Annotated in this window: 16 protein-coding genes and 1 tRNA gene; 7 read left to right on the forward strand and 10 right to left on the reverse strand. The window is 38.2% G+C overall.

Features of this window, described 5'->3' with window-relative positions:
- Positions 1 to 273: 273 nt before the first annotated feature.
- Positions 274 to 349 (reverse strand) — tRNA-His (locus tag HQN83_RS03905).
- 175 nt (positions 350 to 524) lie between these two features.
- Here HQN83_RS03905 and rnhA point away from each other — a divergent pair.
- The 3 genes from rnhA to HQN83_RS03920 all read left to right on the forward strand — a co-directional run bounded on the left by rnhA (position 525) and on the right by HQN83_RS03920 (position 4,847).
- On the forward strand, positions 525 to 998 hold the full coding sequence (gene rnhA / locus HQN83_RS03910) for a ribonuclease HI (protein ID WP_173088847.1): 474 nt from the start codon (positions 525 to 527) through the stop codon (positions 996 to 998).
- 267 nt (positions 999 to 1,265) lie between these two features.
- Positions 1,266 to 2,147 (forward strand): sugar phosphate isomerase/epimerase family protein, encoded by an 882-nt coding sequence (locus tag HQN83_RS03915; protein ID WP_173088849.1) that lies wholly within the window; start codon positions 1,266 to 1,268, stop codon positions 2,145 to 2,147.
- 30 nt (positions 2,148 to 2,177) lie between these two features.
- Complete coding sequence (locus HQN83_RS03920) at positions 2,178 to 4,847, forward strand: PQQ-dependent sugar dehydrogenase (RefSeq protein WP_173088851.1); 2,670 nt, start codon at positions 2,178 to 2,180, stop codon at positions 4,845 to 4,847.
- 53 nt (positions 4,848 to 4,900) lie between these two features.
- On the opposite strand, the gene HQN83_RS03925 is transcribed toward HQN83_RS03920, so the two are convergent.
- The 8 genes from HQN83_RS03925 to sufB all read right to left on the reverse strand — a co-directional run bounded on the left by HQN83_RS03925 (position 4,901) and on the right by sufB (position 11,456).
- A complete protein-coding gene (locus tag HQN83_RS03925) occupies positions 4,901 to 5,335 on the reverse strand; it encodes a PepSY-like domain-containing protein (protein ID WP_173088853.1) in 435 nt (144 codons plus the stop codon).
- Positions 5,336 to 5,437: 102 nt separating this feature from the next.
- On the reverse strand, positions 5,438 to 5,911 hold the full coding sequence (locus tag HQN83_RS03930; RefSeq protein ID WP_173088855.1) for an RrF2 family transcriptional regulator: 474 nt from the start codon (positions 5,909 to 5,911) through the stop codon (positions 5,438 to 5,440).
- Position 5,912: 1 nt separating this feature from the next.
- Complete coding sequence (locus tag HQN83_RS03935) at positions 5,913 to 6,227, reverse strand: iron-sulfur cluster assembly protein (RefSeq protein WP_173088857.1); 315 nt, start codon at positions 6,225 to 6,227, stop codon at positions 5,913 to 5,915.
- 10 nt (positions 6,228 to 6,237) lie between these two features.
- Entirely contained in the window at positions 6,238 to 6,687 is a 450-nt protein-coding gene (locus tag HQN83_RS03940) for a SufE family protein (RefSeq protein WP_173088859.1), read from the reverse strand.
- Positions 6,687 to 7,901: a cysteine desulfurase gene (locus HQN83_RS03945; protein ID WP_173088861.1), complete on the reverse strand. Its 1,215-nt coding sequence runs from the start codon at positions 7,899 to 7,901 to the stop codon at positions 6,687 to 6,689. Before HQN83_RS03945 ends, HQN83_RS03940 begins: the two co-directional genes overlap by 1 nt.
- A gap of 1 nt (position 7,902) precedes the next feature.
- Positions 7,903 to 9,204: a Fe-S cluster assembly protein SufD gene (gene sufD, locus HQN83_RS03950; RefSeq protein ID WP_173088863.1), complete on the reverse strand. Its 1,302-nt coding sequence runs from the start codon at positions 9,202 to 9,204 to the stop codon at positions 7,903 to 7,905.
- Positions 9,205 to 9,227: 23 nt separating this feature from the next.
- Positions 9,228 to 9,992 carry a Fe-S cluster assembly ATPase SufC gene (sufC, locus tag HQN83_RS03955; protein WP_173088865.1) on the reverse strand — a complete coding sequence of 255 codons (765 nt, stop codon included), beginning with the start codon at positions 9,990 to 9,992 and terminating at the stop codon, positions 9,228 to 9,230.
- A gap of 18 nt (positions 9,993 to 10,010) precedes the next feature.
- Positions 10,011 to 11,456 carry a Fe-S cluster assembly protein SufB gene (sufB, locus tag HQN83_RS03960; protein WP_173088867.1) on the reverse strand — a complete coding sequence of 482 codons (1,446 nt, stop codon included), beginning with the start codon at positions 11,454 to 11,456 and terminating at the stop codon, positions 10,011 to 10,013.
- 301 nt (positions 11,457 to 11,757) lie between these two features.
- On the opposite strand from sufB, the gene HQN83_RS03965 reads away from it, so the two are divergent.
- The 3 genes from HQN83_RS03965 to HQN83_RS03975 all read left to right on the forward strand — a co-directional run bounded on the left by HQN83_RS03965 (position 11,758) and on the right by HQN83_RS03975 (position 14,052).
- Positions 11,758 to 12,576: a helix-turn-helix domain-containing protein gene (locus HQN83_RS03965; protein ID WP_173088869.1), complete on the forward strand. Its 819-nt coding sequence runs from the start codon at positions 11,758 to 11,760 to the stop codon at positions 12,574 to 12,576.
- 87 nt (positions 12,577 to 12,663) lie between these two features.
- Positions 12,664 to 13,515 carry an SDR family oxidoreductase gene (locus HQN83_RS03970; protein ID WP_173088871.1) on the forward strand — a complete coding sequence of 284 codons (852 nt, stop codon included), beginning with the start codon at positions 12,664 to 12,666 and terminating at the stop codon, positions 13,513 to 13,515.
- A gap of 6 nt (positions 13,516 to 13,521) precedes the next feature.
- Positions 13,522 to 14,052, forward strand: coding sequence for an anthrone oxygenase family protein (locus tag HQN83_RS03975; RefSeq protein ID WP_217277319.1), 531 nt, complete (start codon positions 13,522 to 13,524; stop codon positions 14,050 to 14,052).
- A 6-nt stretch (positions 14,053 to 14,058) separates the two neighbouring features.
- Here the strand turns inward: HQN83_RS03975 and HQN83_RS03980 are convergent, their stop codons facing one another.
- Positions 14,059 to 15,588 carry a choice-of-anchor I family protein gene (locus HQN83_RS03980; RefSeq protein WP_173088873.1) on the reverse strand — a complete coding sequence of 510 codons (1,530 nt, stop codon included), beginning with the start codon at positions 15,586 to 15,588 and terminating at the stop codon, positions 14,059 to 14,061.
- 144 nt (positions 15,589 to 15,732) lie between these two features.
- Here HQN83_RS03980 and HQN83_RS03985 point away from each other — a divergent pair, with 144 nt between their 5' ends.
- Positions 15,733 to 18,513: a TonB-dependent receptor gene (locus HQN83_RS03985; RefSeq protein WP_173088875.1), complete on the forward strand. Its 2,781-nt coding sequence runs from the start codon at positions 15,733 to 15,735 to the stop codon at positions 18,511 to 18,513.
- Positions 18,514 to 18,527 lie beyond the last annotated feature (14 nt).

Below are 18,527 nucleotides of genomic sequence, written 5' to 3' on the forward strand. Positions count from 1 at the left end.
ATGCAAAGGTCAAAGCTTTCAGAGCAACTTCTAGAGGGGTAAGAGATGTCAAATTCTTTCTGTTCAGACTTTCTAAAATCTATGCTTAAAGTTTCATGCCCCCAAGAATTCCGCTTGATCCCTTCTAGAGGGGTAAGAGATGTCAAATTCTTTCTGTTCAGACTTTCTAAAATCTATGCTTAAAGTTTCATGCCCCCAAGAATTCCGCTTGATCCGTTACAAGAGCATAAAAAAGGGGAAAAGTATCTTTAAAAGACTCTTTTCCCCAGCTACGGGTGGAATATGGGGCTCGAACCCACGACCCTCGGTACCACAAACCGATGCTCTAACCAACTGAGCTAAAACCACCATGTGTTTTCAACGGTACAAAAGTACGATTTAAAATATTTTATTCAAATCTTTTTTCAGTTAGATTAAATCTTTTTTTTAATCCTTTAAATCTCAGTCGATTAATTTTTACTGTAAATATAAAAAGTACCCTAAAAATTGCTTTTATACCTTAAAAAGCTAGATTTGCCTAACATATGATTGAACTTTATACCGACGGAGCAGCTAGCGGAAACCCAGGGCCGGGTGGATACGGAGTGATTTTACGCTCAGGTTCCCATTATAAGGAATTGAGTGCAGGATTCCGTTTAACTACAAATAACAGAATGGAATTGCTGGCTGTTATAGTAGGCTTAAATGCACTAAAAAGTCCAGGGCAAGAAATCACTGTATTTTCAGATTCAAAATACGTGATCGATTCAGTAGAAAAGAAATGGGTATTCGGTTGGGTGAAAACTGGATTTAAAGGCAAAAAGAATAAAGACCTTTGGATGCGCTTTCTTAACGTGTACAAACTACACCATGTTAAGTTTGTTTGGATAAAAGGGCACAATAATCACCCTGAAAATGAACGTTGCGACGAGCTGGCAGTTGCAGCATCTAAAAACAGAAGCGCATTGGGCGTTGATACAGAATTTGAAATGGAGAAGAGCAAATCCTCTTTATTATAAGCATAGCCTGTTTTTTACTGGTAATATTGTCCATGATTTAACAAAATAAGTCCATTTTTAGAGCTTATATAAAACACGATTTTTAGTAACCAAAATATTTCGATTCATTAGTAAAAGGAAAAACTTCAATAATAACTATATTGTTGGCGTCTTTTTACAAAATAAATAGCGACTAAACTTTTAGCTTAATTAGTATGGACGAAGTATTTTTGAGTGATAGAATAACAAATGTAACCTATATAATTTTCAAACTTTAATTAACCAAACATGAATTTATTAAAAAATAGATTTGCCTTAAAACTACAATTTGCTGTTGTTTTAGTGGCTGGTCTGGCGGCCTGTAAAAGTGTAAAGACAGGTGGATCTAGTGCTTCTGTTAAATACGCTGAAGCAAAATTGGGCTGGGAACTTGGTTCTCAAGCTTACACTTTCAGATTATTCACTTTTGCTGAAGCAGTTAAAAAGATAGATAGCTGTAACCTAAGATATGTTGAAGCTTTCCCTGGTCAAAAAATAGGTGGTGGTATAGAAGGAACAATGGGTCCAGATATGGACGACGCTAAAAGAAAAGCTGTTTTAGCCAAACTTAAAGAAAGTAATGTGAAAGTTGTAGCATTTGGTGTTACAGGTGCTAACAGCGAAGCTGAATGGGTTAAATTGTTCGAATTCTGTAAAGCAATGGGTATTCATACCATTACTTCTGAACCGAATGAGAAAGACTTGCAAATGATTTCAGATTTATGCGATAAATATCAAATCAATGTTGCTATTCACAATCACCCTGAGCCTTCTCATTACTGGAATCCTGATATCGTGTTAAACGCTATCAAAGGAAAAAGCAAACGCTTAGGTGCATGTGCTGATATAGGTCATTGGGTGCGTTCTGGATTAGATCCAGTTGCATGTTTGAAAAAACTTGACGGACACGTATTGCACTCGCACATGAAAGATCTTCATGAAAAAGGTAAAGGTGGACATGATGTACATTGGGGAGAAGGTGTTTCTAACATCCCTGCAGTTATCGCAGAATTAAAAAGACAAAACTTTAAAGGAGCAATCTCAGCTGAGTACGAATACAACTGGGAAAGCAATAGTGCTGATGTAGCTGCAAGTGTAGTTAACTTCCGTAATCTTGTATCTAAATTGTAATAAGCAATAAACATGATAAAATTGTCATTATTGAAACCAATAACAGCACTGTCGCTGTTATTGGTTTCTTCATATATAGCAAACGCACAATCGCCGGAAAAACCCGATGAGAATAGGTTTACCAAAGTTGTGCTTCAACAAAAATTAGAAGAGCCAATGCAATTCCAAATCCTCGATGGAGGTAAGGTTTTGTATGCAGAGCGCAAAGGAAAATTAAAAATATACGATCCTGCAACCAATAAAATGGATGTAATAGCTGATTTTACCGTTAGTAGAGAGTATGTAAGTAAAACTGGTGAACGTTCTGAAGGTGAAGATGGATTGCAGGGAGTTATCCTTGATCCTAATTACGCTAAAAACAAATGGATCTACATTTTCTATTCTCCTAAAGATGTTTCGGTAAACAGACTGTCTAGATTTACTTGGGCAGGTGGTAAACTGAACATGGCTACAGAAAAGAAAGTATTAGATGTAGTGGTGCAACGCGAAGAATGCTGTCACGTAGGTGGCGGTATGTTATTCGATAAGGACAACAACTTGTACCTAAGTACCGGTGATAATACCTTTTCAAGATCATCAGATGGTTTTACACCAACTGATGAACGTCCGGGAGAGGCTCCCCGTGATGCTCAGAAATCATCTGGTAACACCAATGATTTAAGAGGTAAGATTTTACGTATCCACCCAGAACCAAACGGTTCATATACCATTCCTGAGGGTAACTTATTCCCTAAAGGAACGGCAAATGCCCGTCCTGAGATTTATACCATGGGTAATAGAAATCCTTGGAGATTAGCCATTGATAGTCATACAGGTTGGTTGTATTGGGGTGAGGTAGGTCCGGATGGCTCAAATTCTTCAGAATCAAGAGGTCCAAGATCTTACGATGAGTTTAATGTGGCCAAAAAATCGGGTAACTATGGTTGGCCTTACTTTATAGGAAACAACCAGGCATATCGCCAATATGATTTTGCGACTAAGAAATCTGGCGAGCTTTATGATGTGCTTAAACCGGTAAACAATTCGCCTAATAATACAGGATTAAAAGTATTGCCACCTGCAGAATCAGCTATGATCTGGTATCCTTACGCAGCTAGCGAAGAGTTCCCGGTAATGGGAAGCGGTGGTAGAAGTGCTGTAGGCGGTCCGGTATTTCATAAATCTGATTTTACCAATGCTAAATACTTATTCCCTGCTTATTACGAAGGTAAATGGTTAATCACTGACTGGGTACGTGGTTGGATATTGGCGGTAACTCTTGATGAGAATGGCATGTACAAGTCTATGGAGCGTTTCTTGCCTGAACTTACTTTAAGAGGGGCTATTGATATGAAATTCGGTCCAGATGGTAGTTTATATGTACTTGAATATGGTAACGGATACTTTAAAGACAATCCTGAAGCTGAGCTTATCAAAATTGAATTCAATGGTGGTAATCGTAAACCTCAGGTACAGGCTACTGCAAATAAAACTGCAGGTGCTTTACCTTTAAAAGTGAAGTTGTCTTCAGAAGGTACAACTGATAGTGATGGCGATGCATTAAAATACGAATGGAAAATCACCAAAGGTGGAGTGTTAAAACAAACGTTTAAAACTGCAAATCCTGAAGTACAACTTACAGCAGCAGGTGTTTACAAAGCTACACTTACTGTTACCGATCCACATGGCGCTAAAAACAGCAAATCTGTTGATTTAGTAGCAGGAAACGCAACTCCTGTGGTTAAATTTAACTTTACAAAAGGAAACTCAAGCTTCTATTTCCCGGCTAGCATTATCAATTATGCAGTTAGTGTTACAGATAAAGAGGATGGAAGCCTTGCCGATAAAAGAATACCGGCTTCTCAGGTTTCTGTAGCCATCAACTATTTGTCTGAAGGATACGACATGACAGTTGTAGCGCAAAACCAAAATCAGTTTGATGTTTCTGCTCAGTATGCTAAAGCGAAAGCATTAATCAAAAAAAGTGATTGTAATGCTTGTCATGCTGTAGATACTAAATCTTTAGGCCCATCATTTACTGATGTAGCTTTAAAGTATAAAGGAGATAAAACTGCAGAAGGAAAGCTTACCAAAAAAGTGATTGATGGTGGTTCAGGTGTTTGGGGCGATGCAATGATGCCAGCGCACTCATCAATGTCTACTGCTGAGGTAAACTCTATCGTTAAATATGTGTTGAGCTTTAGCGAAAAGAAAACTGCTCAGAAATCGTTACCGGTTACAGGTTCTTACACTACAAATGTTGAGCCTGATCAACCTAACAAAGGAAGCTTTATTTTCAGAGCTGCATATAAAGATCATGGAACTAAACTTGCTCCGGCACAGTTTGGAGAAGATGTTGTTGTATTGCGTCATCCTTATGTGTTAGTTAATAATACTGATAACTCAAGTGAAATTAGCTTTAACGACAATAAATCTGTTGCTATAGCTAAGAGTAAAGGTGCTTATTTACAACTTAACAAAGTTGATTTAACAGATATTAAACAGATTGAATTTGTTGGTTCAGATAAAGTATCGGCAGGTAAAATTGAAATTCGTATAGATTCACCGGAAGGAAAGCTTATCGGACAGTCATCTGTTAAGGAAAACGGTAGTTTAAATACCGTTGCAAATATTGAAGCGCTTAAGGGTAAATACAATGTTTACTTTGTGTTTACGGAGCCTTCGGCTCGCTTAAAGGCGATTAGCATGAAAAATCTTTAAACAAGTTAAATTAAATATTAAAAAGGTGGCTTACTATAAAGTAAGCCACCTTTTTAATATACCTTATTTATCACCTTACCACTCTGATCCAACACAACCTTACGTTCCTCAAGTAATTTCTTCAATTCAACTTTATAATAGAACTTTTTAGCTTCTTCATAACGATCTACATCATCAATTCTGAAACCTTTATAGCTTTGTTTTAGCGTATTAAATACTGCTGCTGGCAATTCCGAAGAGCGAAGCTCTTTCTTATGCTTTACAATTGCTCCTTTGTCATTTAACCAAACTTCATTATCCCTTCTGGCTACGTCAAATTCCACATTGTATAAGTCACCTTTGCGTTCCCATTCAACTCTGGTAGCTTTCGGAAACGATTTATTAAATGAATTTAATACAGTAGGAGGAACTTCACTGACAAGTAAATCCTGAGCATAAGTCAAACCAGAAATAAGCAAGCAGATTGCAAGTAGTAGTTTCTTTGTCATAGTAAATTGAGTTAATGTTTTTATTTATAACAAGTGTTTTACTTATAACAAAGGAAAAAGGAAAACCTCCTTAAAAAAATGAAAAAATAAAAAATAACTCAATTACAGCTTTGCCATTTTTAAAGCGTTTATTTTATTGATGATCTGAATGTTAGATTCCTGTTCCGTACTAATCAATTCTTTAAGCGAAATGTTATCCAGCAACTGATCTACAGATAACTGGATCATTTGCCATAAAGAGCGTACAGAACAATCTACCGAGTTGGTACATAATTTCAGTGAACCAGAGTAATCTTCGCAAAACTTATTGCTATAAAGAGAACCGCCAAGCACCTTCATCACCTGATTAATATTGATCTCTTCGGCAGGTTTAGCCAAAATATAACCACCCTTATTACCGGGTGTACTATTTATATAACCGGCCAACCGAAGCGTACGTGTAAGCTTGGCCACATAGGCCGCAGAAAGTCCTTCTGCATCACTAATCATAGGAATGCTTGCTCCTTCTTTATCTCCATGTCGGGCTATGTGGAGTAGTATCCTTAAGCCATATTCTTCCTGAGCAGTGATTTTCATATTACATCATTCCTAATTCGAACCGCGCTGTTTCCGACATCATGTCTCTATTCCACGCAGGTTCCCAGGTTACAATAACAATAACCTCATTTACACCTTCAATTTGTTTTACCTTTTGCTCTACTTCCAAAGGGATAGATTGCGCAGCAGGACATCCCGGAGCAGTAAGCGTCATCACAATCTGTACATTATTTAGCGGAGGCATTATCTCCGTTTCATAGATAAGCCCTAACTCATAAATACTTACAGGAATTTCCGGATCGTATATGGTTTGTAAACAATCAATCACTTTCTGTTTCAATTCTTCTTTATCCATGACCTTCAATTTATTTATGATCAGTTTTTTGACTGCCAATTGCCTGAAAGGCGATAGCATAGTTTTTCATTTGTTTTATCATTGAGAGCAAGCCATTAGATCGGGTTTGTGCCAAATGCGTCATCATACCAATCTCTCCTATAAAATCCAACCGGGCGTCAATAATTTCGGTAGGAGTATGGCCAGATAATACCTTTATGAGCATACTGATCAAGCCTTTCACAATTACCGCATCACTATCAGCTTTAAAGAACACGCGACCATCGTTGTAAGAAGCAACCAGCCATACCGTACTCTGGCAGCCCTTTATTTTATTTTCATCGAGCTTGTGTTCATCTTCAAGTACAGGCAACTTTTTGCCCATATCAATAATGTACTCGTACTTATCTTCCCATGAATCAAACAGTGCAAAGTCCTCAATTATCTCTTTTTCTATCTCCAGTATCGGCTTAATATTCATTACGAAAGCATTTTTATGGTTTTATTTAAACCTGTAATCAGTGCGTCTATTTCTTCTTTTTGGTTGTAAAGAGCAAACGATGCTCTTATGGTACCCGGAATACCAAAGCGTGCCATTAAAGGTTGTGTGCAATGGTGCCCCGTTCTAACTGCAATTCCTTGATTATCCAGTAAAACTCCCACATCCTGAGGGTGTATATTCTTAATTATAAAAGATACCAGACTTACCTTTTCTTTGGCATTGCCGATGATGGTTAAACCCGGAATGGCTTGTAATTGAGCTGTAGCATAAGCAAGCAGTTCTTCTTCATGAGCTCTTATAGCAGGTTTCCCGGTTTCTTTAATGAAATCCAGAGCTGCGTTTAGTGCAATAGTATCTGCTATATTCGGTGTGCCCGCTTCATATTTATAAGGCAGGTCGTTATAGATGGTTTTTTCGAAAGTAACTTCCTTAATCATCTCTCCGCCGCCCTGAAAAACAGGCATAGCTTCCAGTAATTCTTTCTTGCCGTAAAGTACACCAACCCCTGTTGGCCCATATACTTTATGCCCAGAAAAAGCAAAAAAGTCGCAGTCCATTTCCTGTACATCTATATCAAGGTGTACGGCCGACTGTGCCCCATCTATTAGCACCTTAGCGCCAACCTGATGTGCCGCCAATATAATCTCTTTAACAGGATTTACGGTGCCTAATGAGTTGGAAACATGAACAACAGAAACCAGTTTAGTTTTGTTACTAAGCAAAGCTTTATAAGCATCTATCAAAAGTTCGCCATCATCATTAACAGGAATAACTTTTAGAACAGCACCTTTTTCCTCACATAGTATTTGCCATGGAACAATGTTAGAATGATGCTCCATGCCCGAAATAATGATCTCATCACCAGTTCCTATGTTTTGTCTGCCCCAGGTGTAAGCAACCAGATTAACCCCTTCTGTAGTACCTCTGGTAAAGATAATCTCTTCTTCGTGCAAAGCACCTATAAACTCTTGTGCGGTACGACGGGTAGCTTCGTAAGCCATAGTAGCTTCTTCGGCAAGGGTATGGATGCCCCTGTGTATATTGGCGTTGTAATGGGTGTAATAATGGGTAAGCGCATCAATAACCACTTGCGGTTTTTGCGAAGTAGCCGCATTGTCAAAATACACCAAAGGCTTGCCCTTAACCATGCGGTTAAGTATCGGAAACTGCTGTCTGAGATCTAATATGCCCATGTTATTGAATAGCTAAATGTTCATAGATAAGTTTAGAAACATAAGAACGTAAAGGCTCCGGTTTAATTTGATCAATAATATCAGCAGCAAAAGCTTGCAGTAAAAGCACTGCGGCACTTTCTTTTGGAATACCCCTTGCCCTTAAATAAAACATAGCTTCTTCGTCTAGCTGACCAATAGTACAACCGTGAGAGCATTTAACGTCGTCTGCAAAAATCTCTAGCTGAGGTTTTGTATTTATAGTTGCATTTTCTGATAACAAGATGTTCTTGTTGCTTTGGTAAGCATTGGTTTTTTGCGCATCCGGCTGAACCATAATGCGGCCATTAAATACCGCTGTTGAAGTATCATCTGCAATTCCTTTGTACAATTGATTGCTAAAGCAATTTGGCTTTAAATTGTCTATCAGTGTATGGTTATCTGCATGACTTTTACCTTTCAACAAGTACAAACCATAAAGGTGAGTTTCATTGCCTGCGGCATCAAGTACCAGATTCATATTGTTACGTACGATGCCTCCGTTTAAAGTAATGGTAACGGTATGCACGTAGCTTCGTCCAATTTGTCTGATATGTGTACTGCTTACCTGACTGGCATTTGCCACGTCATTTTGGATTTTATAATACTCTACATAAGCGTTCTCCTTAACTACCACTTCCATCACCTGGTTGTTAAAACTGTCCGACGAGCCAAGGGTAGTATAGCTTTCCGTTAGTTGGAGCTTGCTGCTTTCATCAACTAAAACCAGACTTCGCGGTAGTGCCAACGAAGGATTTTCTCTGGCATCTAAAATATGATAGCAATAAACGGCATGCTCAGGTTCTTTACCTTTAAGCACATGAACAAAAACCCCACCATCAATAAAAGAGGTGTTTAAGGCATGAATGCCATTATTTAAGTAATTACTGCTCTGATTCAAATGAGCGGCAACAATGTCTTTATATTCGCCTTTAGCAGCATCTTCAAGGGGTAATACGATAAGATCAGTAGCCTCCGAACGGATGGTAGAAAGATTGGCCATAAAGCGACCGTTTACAAACACCAGCTCATTTGCTTGTTTATAACCCGGTAATCTTAGCGCATTAACATCCACTAAAGTAACCGAAGAGTTTTCTGCTATTTGATATTCCTTATTGAACAGACTGCTTACATTGGTGTACTTCCAATCCTCATCACGATAGGTAGGCACGCCATCTTTAGTGAACTCATCAAATCCATTCTGCCTCAAATTGGCAATTGTACCTTTCGGATTTGCCTCTTGTAGCTGCTCAAACTGATCTTTAAAATAAGTTATGTTGTTCATTGTAAAGTCTTTTAAATGGACTGCTACTGATTGGCAGCTAAATCAATATCATCAGTGATGAAGTCGTACCCTTTTTCTTCCAGTTCAAGCGCCAGTTCCTTTTTGCCCGATTTAACAATACGACCGTTGTAAAGCACATGTACAAAATCTGGATGGATATAATCAAGCAAGCGCTGATAGTGGGTAATCAGTAACATGGCGCGATCGGGGCTTCTTAGCTTATTGATGCCATTAGCAACTATACGAAGCGCATCAATGTCCAAACCGGAATCAGTCTCGTCCATGATGGCAAGTTTAGGTTCAAGCATGGCCATTTGAAAAACCTCATTGCGTTTTTTCTCTCCGCCAGAAAAACCTTCGTTGATAGAGCGACTCAATAAACGCTGATCTATTTCAACCAAAGCCATCTTTTCTTTCATCATCTTTAAAAAGGCAACCGCATCCAAAGGTTCCTGCCCAAGGTATTTACGCTTTTCATTTACTGCAGCTTTAATGAAGTTGGTTGTACTAACACCCGGTATTTCTACCGGATACTGAAAGGCAAGAAACAAACCTTCCCGAGCCCTGTCTTCGGTTGATAATTCCAGCAGATCTTTACCTAAAAAAGAAACGGCACCTTCTGTAACTTCATATTCTTCTCTGCCGGCAAGAACAGAGGCAAGGGTGCTTTTTCCGGAGCCATTTGGCCCCATAATAGCATGAACTTCCCCTGGTTTAATATCGAGGTTAATTCCTTTCAAAATTTCTCTTCCGTCGATGTTTGCGTGTATATTCTTTACTGATAGCATAATTCTTATAAATTTTGTTTAACCTACACTGCCTTCCATGCTAATGGCCAGTAGTTTTTGTGCTTCTACGGCAAATTCCATTGGCAACTGATTCATTACTTCTTTGGCAAAGCCATTTACAATAAGCGCCACTGCGGTTTCTGCATCGATGCCTCTTTGTTTACAATAAAAGAGCTGATCTTCTCCAATTTTTGAAGTAGTAGCTTCATGCTCTACAATTGCCGTTTTATTTTTAACCTCTATATAAGGGAAGGTGTGTGCGCCACATTTATCGCCGAGTAGCAAAGAATCGCACTGCGAATAATTACGCGCATTGGTGGCCTGTTTACTGGCTCTAACCAATCCTCTGTAGCTGTTCTGACTATGACCTGCAGAGATTCCTTTAGACACGATTCTGCTCCTTGTATTTTTGCCAAGGTGAGTCATTTTTGTACCTGTATCTGCCTGTTGATGGTTGTTTGTGAATGCAACCGAATAAAACTCACCAATAGAATAATCACCTTTTAGAATTACACTAGGGTATTTCCAGGTAATAGCTGAGCCTGTTTCAACCTGTGTCCAGGAGATTTTAGAATGATCGCCTTTACAAATACCACGTTTAGTTACGAAGTTGTAAATACCACCCATGCCATTTTTGTCGCCCGGATACCAGTTTTGTACAGTTGAATATTTAATTTCTGCCTTGGTATGAGCTACAAGTTCTACTACTGCAGCGTGTAGCTGATTTTCATCTCGCGTTGGGGCTGTACAGCCTTCAAGGTAACTCACATAGCTTTCATCTTCAGCAATAATCAAGGTGCGTTCAAACTGACCCGCATTTTCTGTATTGATACGGAAATAGGTGGAAAGCTCCATTGGGCAGCGCACTCCCTTAGGGATGTAGCAGAATGAGCCATCGGTAAATACCGCCGAATTTAACGCGGCAAAATAGTTATCCGTCATAGGAACTATCGATCCAAGGTATTGTTTTACCAATTCGGGATGTAGCTGTACCGCTTCGCTGATGGAACAAAAGATGACCCCGATTTCCGAAAGTTGCTCTTTAAATGAGGTGGCTATAGAAACACTGTCCATCACCACATCAACGGCAACTCCGGTAAGTCGTTTTTGTTCATTTAAGGAGATTCCCAGCTTCTCAAAAGTGGCTAGCAATTCCGGATCTGCCTCGTCAAGGCTGTTTAATTGCTTTTTAGGCTTGGGAGCCGCGTAATATATAATGTCCTGGTAATTGATGATGGGGTACTTAATGTTTGCCCATTTTGGTTCCTCTAGCTTTAACCAGTGGTTATAAGCTTTAAGTCGCCAATCTAGCAGCCATTCCGGTTCGTTCTTTTTACTCGAGATAAGTCGGATGGTGTTTTCGCTAAGGCCCTTGGCAATTACGTCTGTATCTATGTCTGTTACGAAACCGTATTTGTATTCGGTTAATACGGCCTGTTCCAGAGTATCTGGTTTTTCTTTCATAGTAGCCTATATTAATTAATTGAAATATTAATATATATCAAATATACGCGGTATAAACTGTTTGTACAAAATAGTATAAACAGCGTAGTGTAATAATTGATAGTGAGTTATGGAGAGGGGATGGCGTTACCTGGAAATCATGAAGATATTGGTCAGATTTTATCAAGCTCTGACTGGATAATGTCTGGACGATCACTGGACAACCACTGGACAATGTCTGGATAATTGGTAAACTATCTTATATTCATGGTCATATAAATTATTTGTAATTTTAGACTAAGATTCGAGTCAAACGAATATAATGAATTGCAAACTGGTACAGCCGCCTGATTATCTTAAAAGATTTGTTCGCTACTTCTGGATTTTAGAGGGCGGAAGTAATGGTTGCGCGCCTACAACATTTGTTGCGCTTCCAGACGGTTGTCCGGGAATGATTTTTGGGCAGGCAGAGCAGGGTTCGTTTTTGGAATCTCACAATTACAAACTGCCGGAAGTGTTTTTATACGGACAAACTACTAAACACACGGAAATTAGTACGGCAGGAAAATTCAATACTATTGGGGTCTATTTTTATCCAGATGCGGTAAAATCTATATTTGGATTTAGTGCTGTTGAAATTACAAATACCTGCTTGGATGTGGATTTGACCTCAAAAAAGACCGACTACAACTTATCAGAAAGACTTTTGAATGCTTCATCTCTGGCCCATCAAATAGAACTAATTTCAGATTATCTGTTTAATTTGATTCGTAAAAACAGGAAGGTTCCTGATGATTTAACACATTATGCAGCATCTAAAATGATCAGTTCAAATGGTAATATCGCTTTAAAAGAATTGCAGCAGGATTTAAGAATATCAGAAAGAAGCTTTGAGCGCAGATTTAACCAAAATGTAGGAATTAGTCCGAAATTGTTTTCTAGAGTATGTCGTTTTCAGGCATCTTTAAGTCAGTTGAGAAACAATAAATATAATATCCTTACAGAGGTAGCTTTTGAAAATGGCTACGCTGATCAATCTCATTTTATCCGTTCTTTTAAAGAATTTACAGGATTTAGTCCGGAGCAATATCAAAAGCAATCAAATGAGCTGGTAGAGAATTTCCCTGAACTCATTAAATAACTCATCTTTTATTTAAATAATATTTAGTGTCGGTTTTGTTCTATTCATGGTTTTGTATAGCTCATAATTTTGGTAAAAAAAGAAATTATGATAGCAATAACAGGAGCAAACGGAAACCTTGGTAAAGCAACTATAGGTTTTCTATTGAACAAGATTAAGCCAGAGCAGATTGTGGCGATAGTAAGAGATCCAAAGAAAATGGAGGATCTAAAAGATTCAGGTATTCAAATTCGCATTGCCGATTATGACGATCTTGAATTGTTAAAAGAAGCATTGAAAGGAGTTGATAAGCTATTGCAAATATCGGCAATAAGTATAGGCGAGCAGGGTATCAAAGAGGAAGCTAATGTGGTTAAGGCCGCAAAACAGCAGGGTGTGCAACACATTGTTTATACAGGTGCTGTAAAGCCAAAATTGGATGCGCGCTTTATGGCAACGCAACAATGTTTGGCAACAGAAAAGGCTATTTTGGATTCAAGAATACCCCATACCTTTTTTGGCAATAGTTTGTATATGGAAACCATCCCAATATTTATTGGCGAGGCGCTGGAACATGGCAATATTTACTATCCGGCAGGTAATGGAGCAGTAAGTTTTGTATTGCGTATGGACATTGCTGAGGCGCTAAGTAATGTACTTGCAAGCAATGGTCATGAAAATAAGCGGTATGAAATAACGGGTTCAAAGGCTTATACTTTTAAAGATCTGGCGGCTATTTTAACCGCAGAAAAGGGAGTAGAGGTTTCTTATGTGAATATCCCTAATGTAGTTTTAGCTGAAGAACTGGGTAAGTTTCAAATGTCTGATGATCAGATAGGCTGGCAGTTGAGTTTGGCCGATAGTATTAAAGCTGATGAGTTTTCTTATGTTGACATTACACTGGAGAATTTATTAAAGCGTAAACCATTTGAGCTTAAGGAATATCTAAGAAATCTTTAGTAATTTATGGAAAAGTTAAATCGTATGATGTCTTTAACGAATATAGTTTTGGTGCTTGCGGGCACCACAACTGCACTGATGGCAGGATTATTTTATGCCTGGTCTTGCTCAGTAAATCTGGGATTGGCAAAGCTGTCGGATGAAGGGTATTTAACTGCAATGCAGGAAATTAACAGAGCCATATTAAATCCGGTATTTTTTGCAGGATTTTTGGGCGCATTGGTGTTGTTGCCGCTAAGTGCATATCTGCATTATGGTTCGCCTTTACAACTTAAATTCTGGTTACTGGTTGCAGCAGCATTGTGTTACATTATAGGAACTTTTGGAGTCACTATTTTTGGTAATGTGCCGCTTAATAATGCATTGGATGTTTTTGATTTGAAATCAGCAACTGCTGAGGCAATGAGGGCGCAAAGGATTGGATTTGAAGCCACTTGGAATTCATTAAATACCATTCGGGCGGTTACCTCTACTTTGGCTATTGTATTGGTTATAATTGCATGTTTGTACCCAGATGGGGCACAAACACACAATTAAGAATTGTTATATAGTTTTAGGGGTATATACTTTAATTACACCATCGTTTTCACTGCTTACTACCAATAAACTTTTCTTGGTAGGACTGTTTTTTGCAGCAATAAATAGTACTCCTTCAGGAGCATCTCCACATTTTAAAAGTTGTAAGAAAACTGGTTTAACCGGATTGGTTACATCATATACCGCTACTGCATCGGCTCTTTCCATACCTACAAAAGCAACTTTTTTGGTTCCAACGGTTCCAATAGTTATTCCTTCCGGTTCAACACTTTTGTCGTCACTTCTGCTGTCTTCATAAGTGTTAGCGGCAACACATTTGGCGTCCAGTTCGTTTTTACTGTCGAAAATCTGACTTCCATTGATGCCATTCCAAACGCTAAATGAACGAGAACCTAATGAATATAATGCATCAAAAACTCCATCACCATCGGCATCGCCTAAGGTTGTTGTAATGTTAAGGCGACCAAGTTTACCATCTTTTTTTAGCTCAGCTGCATTTGGGAAAACAGTAGGATTAAGTGTAATGTCCTTAACTTTTTTCATTTCTGAGAAAGCATCGTATTCTCTAGAGTCACCTTCGTTGGCGGTAAATAGGTAAGGAGTTCCGTTTTGCTCAAGTACGGCAATAGCATCAGGCATATAAATACCTTTTACCGGCCATTTTGCAGCAGCAAAACCACCGTCTTTATCACTAGGATCTATTTCGTTACCATCTGTGTTGTAGTCTTTAAACCCAAGAGGGAATATGTTGGTTATGGTTTTCGAAGCAATATCAATTTTGGCTATTGCATTGTTTTCCTGTAAGGTAACCCATGCAGTTTTTGAATCGCTAGATACGGTAATGTACTCAGGCTCTATGTCGTTTACAAAGTTTTTACCTGGGCCAAAAACTCTAAATCCTTTAGCTGTAAGAGCAGCTTGCTGACCGATCATAGAGGAGAAGTCGATAGTAGTTACGGCGTAGTTGTCGTTAACAGATATGATAGAGATTGTGCCAGCCGGATCGCTTTTGTAATCGGTGCTAGGCTCGCCTTCGTTGGCTGTTAAAATATATTTTCCATCAGGAGAAAAGGTAACCATATCGGGCAAGGCACCAACGTTTATTTCACTGATTTTGCTATGGTCGCTGGTTTTAAAAACAACAACTTTACCATTAGCCTGTTTGTTGTTGGCTTGGATAGCTGCGGCTAGTTTGCCATCGTGAACTGCAACGCTATTAACTGCACCTCCGTATGGGGTAACGCTAATAAAGCCAGTAGCTTTCATGTTTGACGGGTTTGCAAAATCAACCACCTCAATTCGGTTAATCTGATTTGGCTGACCTTCATTTTCATTTTTTACGACAAAAAGTTTGTTAGTAGCGGGGTCAAATGCAGAGATTTCGGCAGCGCCTAATTCTCCAATATCAAGAGATCCTATTTCAGCATAAGTTGATGGATCTTCGTTTAAAACAACCTCTTGGTCTGTTATTAATTGCTCTTTTGTACAGCTAAATAGGCCAATTGCAAGTAAACTAAATAGTAGCGTTTTTTTCATGTATCGAATATGTTTAAGCTACGAATGTATTGTAGGTAGATTACCACTGCCTAAGTATAAGATTATTATATTGTTAAAATAATTTTAGGTGTTGTCCCCATTGAGACTTACTTAGTTGTCTATCATTATAACCAAGCAATATCTATGAAGCGCTCTCATTTTGGATTATTGTTATTTCTCTTGATTTTTTTGGCATTTGTACCAAAAGATGATGATCCCATTGAGAAATTGGTGACCTCTTTGCAGAAATGGTCAGAGACTAATCCTCAGGAAAAGATTTACCTCCACACAGATAAACCCTACTATGCATTGGGCGATACCATTTGGTTTAAAGCTTACGTAACTGTAGGTAGCAGACATCAGCTTTCGGCCTTAAGCGGTGCTTTGTATGTTGATCTTATTAATGAGAAAGATGTTGTTGAAAAGACATTGAAATTGCCATTAACCGCAGGTATGGCGCTGGGTGATTTTACATTGTTTGATACTATGGATGAAGGTAATTATAGAATCAGAGCCTATACTAAGTGGATGCGAAATGCAGGTGAGGATTATTTTTACGATAGAACCTTTGCTGTAGGAAATGCATGGAGTAATGCTATAATAGCCAAAGTGGCATATCAGTACAAAATGATAAACGATAAAACTAACATAACTGCTGTTATCAATTATCGTGATCTAAATGGTAAACCTATTTCAGATAAAAAAGTTAGTTGTCATATTATTACGCAGGGGTATAAATCGGAAGAAAAAAAGGTAAGAACGGATTTAGATGGAAATGTCAAGATTGAGTTGCCAAATGATGAGCAACTGGATTTAAAAGGAGGGCAGATACAAACTGTGATTGAAACTGATGATAAACAAAGTGTGAATAGGAATTTCCCAATAAAGGTTGCTCTGTCGCGAAGTGACGTACAGTTTTTTCCAGAGAGCGGAAGTTTAGTGAATGGAATATCATCAAAAGTAGCGTTTAAAGTAGTGGGGATGGATGGACTTGGAATCCCAATAAAAGGTACTATAACTGATTTGGATAATAATGTTATAGTTGAGTTTGAAAGTCTACATGCAGGAATGGGAGCTTTTACTATAAAACCTGTTTCAGGAAAGGGTTACAAGGCAAAGATTGCTTATGCCGATGGTTCAGAAAATGTATTGGAGCTTCCTAAAGCTGAAGACAATGGTTATGTATTGGCTGTATATCAGCCGGATCAGGATAGTGTGTTGGTAAGGATTAATGCTTCTGCTAAAGAATACAATGCCCTTGAAAATGTTGCACTTATAGCTCAGTCAGGAGGTGAGGTGGTTTTTGCTTCCCAAGTAAAAATTACTAAAGGGATAACTTCAATCTGGCTTAAAAAGAATGATTTTCCAAGTGGCATTGCTCAATTCACTTTGTTTAACAGTAATGGAGAGCCGTTAAATGAACGGATCGCTTTTATAAGAAGTAAGGATCGGATGAAGATTTCTATAAAATCAGATAAAGCAAGCTATAAAGTAAGAGAAAAGATGGATCTAGGGATTGAAGCTAATGATCAATTGGGTAAGCCAGCAATAGGGAGTTTTTCAATATCTGTTATTGATGAAAGTAAGGTGCCTTCTGATGAGATTATGGAGAATACAATTTTATCAAATACACTCCTTACTTCTGATTTGAAAGGATATGTAGAAAAGCCCAATTACTATTTTATAAGTGAGGATGAGACGACAAATAAGGCACTTGATTATTTGATGCTTACCCAAGGGTATAGGAGGTTTGAATGGAAGGATTTTACAGATGAAAATCCCAAAGTAGCCATATATAAGGCAGAAAGCTTAGTTAATGGTATTTCTGGTAAAGTAGTAACCTTAGGAAATAAACCTGTTCCTTATGGAAAAGTTACGTTGTTGTCAATAAAGTCAGGAATTATTGCAGATACGGTTGCAGATGTAAATGGAAGGTTTGCATTCGACAAATTTGTACTTACGGATAGTTTGAAATTTACTGTTCAGGGTAGAACTCAAAAGAATGGCCGTAAGGTAGAAGTGATCATTGATCCTCCGGCAATGCATTCGATAAGTAAAAATAGAAATATTGCTGACCTGAACCCAGACATAGCTGAAAGTACCAAAGTATATCTGGAAAATAGCCAAAAGCAAAAGATGGCATTAGAGAAGATAGTTAAGTTAAATAAGGTTAATTATTTAAAAGAGGTCAAAATAAGGGCTAATGCAAGTGACCGGAGGCCAAAGAAACAGAAAGAATATAATTTAAATCCTGGAGAAAACCGCTACGATCAAATTATTAAAAATGAAGAGTTACAAGCTTGTCTCGACCTGAGAAATTGTTTGGAAGGCAAGCTAATTGGTGTTGTTTTTCTAAGTCTAATGACAAAGTTTGGTCTGGTTACCGTACCGTTTTCAACAAGAACAGTTACCAGAAGCTTTGAAACGGCTATGTTGGTAGTTTTAGATGGTTTTGCTATTAGAGTAAGATTTAAAGATGATCCTGAAATATCCAAATTGATGGGGATATTTGATCAACGAGATCCGAATCCACTGGATATTGCAAGTATCGAAGTTTTAAGAAGCCCTAGTTTAACTGCTGTTTATGGCGTTGAGGGAGTAAATGGAGTTATTCTTATTAATACAAGATCGGGTGGAACAAGAGGGACTGAGTATAATCCTTCAATCTTTAGTTTTTCGCCTAAAGGTTTCGACAATGCCAGAATCTTTTATTCTCCACGGTATGATCATAAGAAGACAATTGTTGAGTTGGCTGACTTGCGCTCTACTATCTATTGGAACCCTGTTTTAAAAATGGATAAAAATGGCAAGGCGAAGGTTAGCTTTTTTAATGCCGGTGATCCTGGTACTTATAAAGTAGTTATTGAAGGTATAAATGCGGATGGAGAGTTAGGGAGGCAGGTGTATCGATATATCGTAGAATAAAAATAAGCAAGCAA

The sequence above is a fragment of the Pedobacter foliorum genome (assembly GCF_013266735.1).
Classification (GTDB): domain Bacteria; phylum Bacteroidota; class Bacteroidia; order Sphingobacteriales; family Sphingobacteriaceae; genus Pedobacter; species Pedobacter foliorum.